The 7835-nt window shown below is 71.4% G+C and carries 8 protein-coding genes and 3 pseudogenes; 7 read left to right on the plus strand and 4 right to left on the minus strand.

Annotated features, from left to right (window positions below; genetic code table 11):
• Positions 1-102: 102 nt before the first annotated feature.
• The 3 genes and pseudogenes from ACWC9T_RS39700 to ACWC9T_RS39710 form a co-directional block, all read right to left on the minus strand.
• Positions 103-408: pseudogene (locus ACWC9T_RS39700) on the minus strand (IS630 family transposase); the annotation flags it as partial.
• Positions 409-473: 65 nt separating this feature from the next.
• Positions 474-755 (minus strand): hypothetical protein, encoded by a 282-nt coding sequence (locus tag ACWC9T_RS39705; RefSeq protein WP_449825909.1) that lies wholly within the window; start codon positions 753-755, stop codon positions 474-476.
• A 210-nt stretch (positions 756-965) separates the two neighbouring features.
• Positions 966-1520 carry a hypothetical protein gene (locus tag ACWC9T_RS39710; protein WP_449825910.1) on the minus strand — a complete coding sequence of 185 codons (555 nt, stop codon included), beginning with the start codon at positions 1518-1520 and terminating at the stop codon, positions 966-968.
• A 405-nt stretch (positions 1521-1925) separates the two neighbouring features.
• Between ACWC9T_RS39710 and ACWC9T_RS39715 the strand changes: the two genes are divergently transcribed.
• The 6 genes and pseudogenes from ACWC9T_RS39715 to ACWC9T_RS39740 all read left to right on the plus strand — a co-directional run bounded on the left by ACWC9T_RS39715 (position 1926) and on the right by ACWC9T_RS39740 (position 4559).
• Entirely contained in the window at positions 1926-2063 is a 138-nt protein-coding gene (locus ACWC9T_RS39715; RefSeq protein WP_449825911.1) for a hypothetical protein, read from the plus strand.
• A gap of 42 nt (positions 2064-2105) precedes the next feature.
• On the plus strand, positions 2106-2510 hold the full coding sequence (locus ACWC9T_RS39720; RefSeq protein ID WP_449825912.1) for a hypothetical protein: 405 nt from the start codon (positions 2106-2108) through the stop codon (positions 2508-2510).
• Positions 2491-3444 (plus strand): hypothetical protein, encoded by a 954-nt coding sequence (locus ACWC9T_RS39725; RefSeq protein ID WP_449825913.1) that lies wholly within the window; start codon positions 2491-2493, stop codon positions 3442-3444. Before ACWC9T_RS39720 ends, ACWC9T_RS39725 begins: the two co-directional genes overlap by 20 nt.
• A gap of 215 nt (positions 3445-3659) precedes the next feature.
• Positions 3660-3974: an ATP-binding protein gene (locus ACWC9T_RS39730; protein WP_449825914.1), complete on the plus strand. Its 315-nt coding sequence runs from the start codon at positions 3660-3662 to the stop codon at positions 3972-3974.
• A 50-nt stretch (positions 3975-4024) separates the two neighbouring features.
• Positions 4025-4255, plus strand: a pseudogene (locus ACWC9T_RS39735) (response regulator); the annotation flags it as partial.
• Positions 4256-4319: 64 nt separating this feature from the next.
• Complete coding sequence (locus tag ACWC9T_RS39740; protein ID WP_449825915.1) at positions 4320-4559, plus strand: response regulator transcription factor; 240 nt, start codon at positions 4320-4322, stop codon at positions 4557-4559.
• Between the two features lie 257 nt (positions 4560-4816).
• Here the strand turns inward: ACWC9T_RS39740 and ACWC9T_RS39745 are convergent.
• Positions 4817-5170: pseudogene (locus ACWC9T_RS39745) on the minus strand (GNAT family N-acetyltransferase); the annotation flags it as partial.
• A gap of 1026 nt (positions 5171-6196) precedes the next feature.
• On the opposite strand from ACWC9T_RS39745, the gene ACWC9T_RS39750 reads away from it, so the two are divergent.
• Positions 6197-7573, plus strand: coding sequence for a M4 family metallopeptidase (locus ACWC9T_RS39750; RefSeq protein ID WP_449825916.1), 1377 nt, complete (start codon positions 6197-6199; stop codon positions 7571-7573).
• Positions 7574-7835 lie beyond the last annotated feature (262 nt).

The raw sequence follows: 7835 nt of genomic DNA on the forward strand, positions 1-7835 counted from the left end.
TGCTGATGTCGCAATCCACACCTGGCCAGAAGGCCCTCACTCATTTCAAGATCACCCGGCCGTGAGCCCTGTCACCAACCTCCGTGGTCAGTACACCTAGGTCACGCCGTGGGTCCGCTTGTAGGTTGCCGGGAGCCGATCGGGCCGGCCCTGCTCGGCGTAGCAGCTGCCCGCGGTAGGCCGGATGCCGAGTGGGCCGAACTCGTCGAAGGCGAACGTCCGGTCCGGAAAGTGTTCCAGGACGTGCTCGATCCGGTCGAGCTTGGCGTCGCACTCGGGGTCGGTGGAATCTTTCCAGGTCTTGGTCCGCCGGAAGGTGACGCCCCGTCGGGCGAGCAGGCAGCGCAGGGCCTCGCGCAAGTAGGCGAGCAGTTTGCGGATGGACCAACGCGTGAAGGGCTGCCCGAGCCCGCGCTTCTTTACACATCCGACCGTTCCCGCCCGCCAACCCGGCGGGCCTCTCCAGCAGAGGACTACTTACCACGCATGGTTTCGACCTCGGCGGCCAGCATGGCCATGTCGCGTGCGCGCGTGTAGAACTTGGTGGCGTACTCGTCGCTGATCGCCGGAAGAACCTTCTCGAACACCCCCACCAACCTCATCAGGCGTTGTCGGGACGGTACGGGGAGGGGGCCCTCAAGGACGCGGTAGACATAGCCGGCGGTATCCGCGTCGAGCATGACCATGTCCTGGTCCCCAATGTCCAGGCCGCGGAACCCATTCGGGAACGGCATGGCCCTGTACTCGTCCATCATCTGCGAGAGCGCGTCGCTTCTCCTGGATCACGCAGCGATTCTGCCAGGGGCACACCGGCGTCGAGGTGCCATTCGCACCACTGGACCGGACCTCACGGCACAACCAAGTGCGCGCACCCCAACCCGGCCAAGCTATGCGGTCACCGCACCAGATACATCAGGCTCAGCGCAGCGGTGGCTGCGCTGAGCCCTGATCTGTCGTTCCTCGGTTCAGCCGAGCGTCACACCGCGCTCCTGTGCCAGTGCCTCCAGGCCGTACCGGGCCACGTGCTCGGCGTTGCCCAGGTCAATCGTCCGGATGCCCTCGGCGGTCAGCCGTTCGTTGATCTCTTCCAGGTGCTGCTGCACGAGCTGCTTCTCGGCGTCGGTGGTGCGGCCCTTGTGTGGCCTGCCGGCGTGCGCCAGGCTGGCGTAGTTGACGCGCTCCTTGGCGCCGACCGGCGCCGGCTGGCTCGGGATGGTGCGGGCCACCGTCTTGGCGCCGCGCAGCACTTCGGCCATCGGGGCGGCGGAGGCCAGCTGGTTGAAGGCCTCGGCCTCCAACACGACGGTCTCCGGCTCGTCGGCATCGGGGTAGTGCAGCTCGATGGTCACCAGGTCGAGCGTCAGCTCCTCCATCGCGGTCAGCTCACTGCTGAGCGCCTCGATCTCGACCGGGCCGTCCTCCAGGTCGGGGTGCTGGCGGACCACGATGCGCACCAGGTCGTCGTCGTTCTCCACGTGCGTACCGGTCAGGTCCGAGAACCGGATGATCTTCTGGCCCATGTCTGCCTCTCGTGATGGCTGCAATCTGGCCAGAGCCTACGCCGGGGTTGATCTTGGCTGCTTCATCGTCGCCTCACCGGCTGCCAGCTCGAGGGCTTCGTTCTGAAAGCCCTGTCGGACGATGACCTCTGTCGGCTGAAGTTCCAGCGGGCCGAGAGAGCACTCGTCCACGGCACAACGCCCGCCCGGACCGGCTTGCCCGTCGCGGGTGCGGGGTGGGCTGTGCGGGTACCGGGGCCTGGGAGGTGGGGTTCTCGTCAGGCCCGCCAGGCACGCGCGGCCGGGGTACTGGTGTCCTCCTTCGGGCTCGGCCCGGTCGCGCGCCCCACGCCCCACGCCCCCACCGGGCCGTCGAGTTCCGAAGGAGACGCCGAGGGACCGTCCTCGCCCCGTTAGGCTGCGGACATGCTCGACCCGGCCCGCGTTTCCGAGCTGGACGCGCTCGGCATGATCTGGTCCAAGCACGCGAACGCCTGGGAACGCGGCTACGCCTACGCGAAGGCGACCGGCGAGGTCGCGGGGCACCGGGGCGTAGGGGTGTAGCCGCTCGGGATGGTGTCGGTGGCGGCTGCGATGATCTACTTCATGAGTGAGACGACGCCCGCCGTGACGTGGGTGAGTGACCTGGCCACCGCCGTCGAGCTGGTGCGCACCCTGCACGACCTCCCGTGGGCTGCGGACCGGTCCGCCGTCGAACGGCTGGTGGCCGAGCGTCCCGGCTGGAAGATCCGCCGGGAGTTCGGTGACCTGCTCGTCGTCGGGCTGTTCCCGACCGGCGGGACAGAGCTCTACTTCGAATCCACGGCCCCCGAGCAGCCGCACTACCGGCGGATCCGGTTGATGCGGCTGCTGGACTTCGCCCCGACGGCGACACCGCACCAGCGGCAGGCCGCGCTGCGTCGGCGCGCCGACGGCGGTGCCGCCGGGGGCGGAGGGCTTCGGGTTGCGGTGGCGGTCGGGGGAGCGGGTCATGCTGCTGCAGAGCAATGACCGGTGGGCGTGGGTCGCGCTGCACGTGGGGGTCGGCAGCGCGCAGCACGTCGGTGCGGAGGTCCTCGAGCGGGTCGGCGAGCTCGTCCCGCCGCTGTGGGACGGCGGCGAGCGGGGGCGGCGGCTGACGCTGCACCGGTTCGCCGAACCTCCCGCGCTCGAACAGCGGCGGGACGTCTTCGCGGACGTCTACCAGGCGGTGTGCGGCGTGCTCGGCGACCCGACCCTGTACGGGGGCGGACCGAACGGGCCTGACGTCAGGTGGCGCGGCAGCGGCGAGGACGCCCTGCTGCTGCGGCTGCGGGCCGACCAGCGGGAGGTGTGGGTCGAGACCGCCTCGGCCGACGCGGTCGAGGAGAAGGAACTCGACTACTTCAGGTGGGGCGGCCCGAGCAGTGACGGGAGCAGTGACTTCCCCCTGCTGCCGTACAGCTGGCAGCTGCACCTGTACGGGCCCGGCGACCTCGCCACCTACCTGCCCGGCGGGCGACTGGCCGGTAACCTGGCGCACCTGCGGGAGTCGCTAGAGCTGCTGCTTGCCGCGTGGATCGAGCAGTTGCCCGTCCAGCGGCCGGGGGAGAAGGTGACGTTCAGCATCGCGTCCCGCCGGATCAGCGGTGGGATCTCGTTCACGTACGACACCGTGAAGGGCTTCTCGCTCCGGGTCGGTTCCCGGGCCGACGACCCGGCGGAGGTCGCGGCGGCGATGGCCGCCGACGGGTGGCAGGCGTCCGGCAAACGCTGGAAGGCCGAATTCCCCGACCCGACCGCACAGACCGCCACCGACGTCGCCGCCCTCGTCGTCACCGAACTGGCCGCCCGCGGCCTGACCGGCGAGCACGGTGAGGTGACCGCCCGCCGGGTCGGCCTCGGCCTCCAGGGGCGCGCCCAGGGCTTCTTCCGCGCCACGGGACTGGGGCTGGAGACGAGCTGACGGACGGCCCGCCCCTGCTCCGTACTCCAGGGCCCGCCAGGCATCGCACGAGGTCCGGTTCGGGCCAACGGTCCTCCGGACCGGCGATCCCGCCGTGGCTCGTCACCCCCTGGGGGGTGGGACGGGGCCGCCGCGGTCCAGGGCGTGGTGGAACGCAGCCGTCGGGGATGGCGCTGTGCGCCGAAGTCGACCCGGGGATCGCGCGGCTTGACGCGATGCGTTCCCTGACGGTGCTGCGGCTGGTCCAGGAGGGACTCGCCAACGCCACCAAGCACGCCGGCCCCATGGCACGGATCCGCCTGTGGATGGACATGGCGGACGGGACGCTGTCCCTCGTACTGGAGAACACGCTGCCGGCGGGCGCGGAACCGCCGAGGCAGGGCCACCCGGGGCCCTCCGGGGGCCACGGCCTGCTGGGCATGCGCGAGCGCGTCGCCCTGGTCGGCGGAACGATCGACGCCGGCCCCGCCCCGGACGGCTGGCGGATCAGGGCGACCCTGCCGCCGATGGCGGGCGGAGTGGGCCCGTGATCAGGGTGCTCATCGTCGACGACCAGCAACTCGTCCGTGCCGGGGTGCGGATGCTCTGCGATTCCGCCGAGGACATCGCCGTTGCCGGGGAGGCCGCCAGCGGAGCGGAGGCGGTCCGCCTGGCCGACCGGCTCCGGCCGGACGTGGTGCTGATGGACCTCCACATGCCCGGCATGGACGGCATCGCCGCCACCGGCGAGATCCTCCGCCTCCATCCGGCCGCCCGGGTCGTCGTGCTGACCACGTTCGACGACGACGACCGGCTCTACCCGGCCCTGAACGCCGGGGCCTGCGGCTTCCTGGGAAAGGACGTGGAACCGTCCGCCGTGCTCGACGCCGTCCGCCGTGCCGCGGCGGGCGACAACCCGTACAGCCCGACCGTGCTGCACCTCGTTCACGCAGCGGGAGCGGGACGTCCTGCGGCTGATCGCGGCCGGGCTCTCGAACAGCGAGATCGCGGTCCGGAAGCACATCGGCCTAACCACGGTGAAGACCCACGTGTCCAACCTCATGACCAAGGCCGACGTCCCCAACCGGGTGCGCCTCGCCGTCCTGGCCATCCAGGAAGGCCTCGCCGACGACTGAAGTCCGGGTGCTGCTCCCTCCTGCGTCCTCACCAGGCGGCGTCCAGCTGTCGGGGCGTCAGTGGGCTGCCGGTGTCCGGACGCCGTCCGCCCACCGGTTCCGGTGGGCGAGGTCGCAGAACGGCCCTTATGCACCGTGGCTACTACTGCTCCCCACTGCTGCTTGGTGATCTCGTACCGCACGCCTCCGTGCTCGGAGCCCTCGATCATCTCCATGTCGGAGGGCGTGGGGATGGTGTCCGCGAGCGTCATTCCGAGCTTCTCCATGATGTTGCGCGAACCGTGGTTCACGGACATCGTCTCAGCCCAGACCATGCGCACACCCAGCTTCGTGAACGCCTTGCCCAGCAAGGCCCTCGAGCCCTCGGTGGCATAACCCCTGCCCCACGCCGCCTGCCGCAGCCGGCAGCCGAGTTCGACTTCGTCCAGCGGGCCCTCCGGCTCGGGGCGCAGGATGAACCAGCCGATGAACGCGCCGCCGTCCTTCACGCCGTGGAGGCGGTCGAACGGCCCGACCACGAAGGTCGACTCGATGCCGCGGCAGCGGAGGTGGGGGCTGTCGCCCTCGCGGCTGCGCGCCCTGGTCCGCGAATCGGTGGGGACGCCACTCATTCTTGGTGCGGCAATGGGGCCGCCTGCGGAACGCCGTCGCCTCCGTGTCCGGGGCAGGCGGTGCGCAGGTTCTGACGGGCGGTGTGGCCTGGCAGGGGGCCGTAGGTGGTGCAGAACTCACAGCTGCAAGTGGTGAGCGAGTTGGCCGGGCAGTGAGCGGTCGGCTGGATTCGAGACGTACACGGCCCGGGGTCGACCAAGGTGCCGTCGTCGGGCAGGGTGCGCCGGCACCAGTTGCACCGGGCGGTAACCGCAATACCGGCTTGACGCAGGTCCTGCGCCGTTCGTACGGCGGTGCCGAACGGCAGGTCGGAGCGTACGGTGACGGGTGCGCTGTCGAGGAGCTGTCTGCTGCGCCACAGACTCAGGCCGGTGGCGGTGCGGACTGCTCTGAGGGCCGCGGGCCCACCGACGGAGGGACCGGCCAGCACAATGGTGAACTCCGGATCCTCCACAGATCTCCCCAAGCCGCTCGGCGTCGTACCGGAGCCAGTCAACTACCCGAACGCCGCCGGCTCCAGGGAATTTCGCGGCGCTCTTGACCGCCGGGTTCAAGCGTCCTGATCCGAGCGGTTCCCGCCCCGCCGCCTACGGCGCAGCCCACCCGCACGGTCGCCCGCCCCGGCTGCCCAGCAGGTGCCGGACCGCGCCCGGTTCGGCGACCATCCGAACTGCAGCTGGCCCGGCACTTCACCGTGCGCGGCACCGACCGGACGGTCTGGGAGGGCAGGGCCCGCGAGGTGTACCTGGACGTCACCACCGGCGCGGTCGCCCTCTCGCACACCTCCCGGGTCCGCGCCGCCGCCCCCGGGCCCGCCGCCGCCCCCGGGCCCGCCGCCGCGACGGCTCCCGCCGGGACGCCTGCGGCCGGCCTCGAACCCGCCGTCGGCACCGCGCCGGACGTCCACGGCAACCCCGTCAAGGTGAACATCGCCCGGCTGCCGGACGGCACCTACCAGCTGATCGACCTCACCCCGCCCCACTCCCCTGACCGTCTACGACGCGGGCGGCCGGGACGAGCACGAGGTGGCCGGCCGACTGCCCGACAGCGTCCGCCCCGCCTCCTCGCCGACCCCGGACTTCCCGGCCTCGCTCGCCGCCACCGGCGCTGCCGAGGCGCAGCGCAACGCCGCCGCCGTGTACGACTTCTTCCACGACCGGCTCGGCCGCAACGGGATCGACGGCGTCGGCGGCCCGGCCAATGCCGTGGTCAACGTGACCAGTTGGGGCGAGAGCCTGGCGAACGCCTACTGGGGCAGCGGGCGGATGACCTACGGGGGCGGCAACGCCAAGTTCTACCCGTTCGCCGTCGCGCTCGACGTCACCGGCCACGAGATGACGCACGGGGTCGTCGAGAACACCGCCAAGCTCGTCATGCGGGACCAGTCAGGCGCCCTCGACGAGGCCCTCGCCGACTACTTCGGCAACGCGGTCGAGGCCACCACCCTCGGCATCTCCATGACCGACCCCCGGGCCGCCCTGCTCGGCGAGAGCCTCTGCCGCACCGGCACCCAGGAGGCCTGTGCGGAGCGCCGCCTCGACACCGGCCGCACCACCGTGAACGACTACGTCGGGCTTCCAGTGCATTTCACCGAGGACGCCTCGCACGACAACTCGGCCATCATGAGCGGCGCGCTGTGGGACATCCGGCGCACCCTGGACCCGCTGCTCGCCGACCGGCTGGTCTACCGCGCGCTCGCCGAGTACCTCACCCCACTGGACACCTTCGTCGACGCCCGCGACGCGGTGCTCGCCGCCGGCCGCTCGCTCGGCCTCACCCGTGCCCAACTACTACTCGGTCTCCGCGAGCAAGGTCGTCGCCCAGTACGTCGCGGGCGGCGCGGGCGACACCGCCGGGACGCGGGCGGCCCGCACGCTGCTGACCGCGAAGCGGCTGCTCTGGCTGGAGACGCCGCTCGACGGGAGCCGCGCCAGATCGACGAGCTGACCGCCTCGAGAAGGCCGTCACCTTCGCCTACGCCTTCATCTGGCCGAAGGGCCGGCGCGTCGCCAACAGCGACCTGCCGAAGCTCTGGCAGCTCCCGATCGAGGGCGGCACCGCGCAGCGGTTCTCCTGCAACCGGGGCGGCCAGTACATGCCGGTGGCCGACCGCGGCACCCGGGTGCTCTGGGCGGACGCCACGCCCGGCCGCACCGATCTGGTCGTGCGCGAGCGCGCGGCCGTCACCTGCTGACCGAGGAGCGCTGTCCCCGGGGCCTACCCCGAGCGTTCCGACCCCCGAGCGTCCCGACCCCCGACGCCCGGAGCCCCGACGCCCGGAGCAACGCGCGCCCGGACCCCGTTGCTCCCCGGTCTCCCGCCCGGCCGCTTCCCCTTTGCGGCCGGGCGGGGCCTTCGTGTTGCGAGCCGGGGCGCGCGCTGCCAGGCGGGTGAAGTTCTGACGCCGCCGTGACAGGGGTGGCGGTTCTTGGGGGTGAGTCGTTGTCCGAGACCGGGTGCAGGATACGAAGCATGTCCTCATACGAGATCTCCGCTACGGCAGGCCCGGACCCGGCCACGGTGCTTCACAGCACCGATTGGGCGGCGCTCGCCCATGCCTACCTGAGGTGACGCCTACTGACGGGCGTTCTTGGCTGTGGGCTGCGTCTTCTGGTTGTAGATCTCCTTGCCGTCTGCGTTGTAGGCATGGACGTAGGGGGCCGG

It is taken from the genome of Kitasatospora sp. NPDC001159 (assembly GCF_053598235.1).

Excerpts from the sequence above, each read along its gene's own strand:
- ACWC9T_RS39705 (WP_449825909.1), bottom strand. The coding sequence starts at position 755 with ATGATGGACGAGTACAGGGCCATGCCGTTCCCGAATGGGTTCCGCGGC.
- ACWC9T_RS39710 (WP_449825910.1), bottom strand. The coding sequence starts at position 1,520 with ATGGGCCAGAAGATCATCCGGTTCTCGGACCTGACCGGTACGCACGTG.
- ACWC9T_RS39715 (WP_449825911.1), top strand. The coding sequence starts at position 1,926 with ATGCTCGACCCGGCCCGCGTTTCCGAGCTGGACGCGCTCGGCATGATC.
- ACWC9T_RS39720 (WP_449825912.1), top strand. The coding sequence starts at position 2,106 with ATGAGTGAGACGACGCCCGCCGTGACGTGGGTGAGTGACCTGGCCACC.
- ACWC9T_RS39725 (WP_449825913.1), top strand. The coding sequence starts at position 2,491 with ATGCTGCTGCAGAGCAATGACCGGTGGGCGTGGGTCGCGCTGCACGTG.
- ACWC9T_RS39730 (WP_449825914.1), top strand. The coding sequence starts at position 3,660 with ATGCGTTCCCTGACGGTGCTGCGGCTGGTCCAGGAGGGACTCGCCAAC.